The organism is Streptomyces sp. 13-12-16 (assembly GCF_002114215.1).
Lineage (GTDB): Bacteria > Actinomycetota > Actinomycetes > Streptomycetales > Streptomycetaceae > Streptomyces.
On record NZ_NCTE01000817.1, the window covers coordinates 618 to 1073 of the forward strand.

The window sequence follows — 456 nt, forward strand, 5'->3', positions numbered from 1 at the left end:
CAACAACTTCCGCACGCGTTCGACGACTTGCCCGACCCGGTGTCCTGAAGCCGCGTACGCACCGCACGGTGTGCGAAGAAAGGGACGACCCCGCCATCCCCCGACGCACGAGCACCGACCGGCGCACCGCGAAACGCGCCAACCCGCTGGACACCGCCGGCATCACCCACGTCGACTACAGGGACACCGATCTGCCGCACAGGTTCATCTCCGACCGGGGGAAGATCCGCAGCCGCCGGGTGACCCATGTGACGCGCCGGCAGCAGCGGCAGGTGGCACGGGCCGTCAAGAACGCGCGTGAGACGGCCCTGCTTCCGTACGGTTCCCGGCAGAGCTGATTCCCGCCCGCCAGCGGTGTCCGTCCCGCCCGCCCGGCGGGACGGACACCGCTGACGGGCGGTGCGGCCGGACGCCCGCGCGGGTGCCGATCACGCCGACGCGGCCGGGCGGACGGCC

The 456-nt window shown here is 72.8% G+C and carries 1 protein-coding gene; it reads left to right on the top strand.

Annotated elements, in window-relative coordinates:
* Positions 1-95: 95 nt before the first annotated feature.
* Complete coding sequence (gene rpsR / locus B7767_RS29555) at positions 96-338, top strand: 30S ribosomal protein S18 (protein ID WP_085574828.1); 243 nt, start codon at positions 96-98, stop codon at positions 336-338.
* The last annotated feature ends 118 nt before the right edge of the window (positions 339-456 follow it).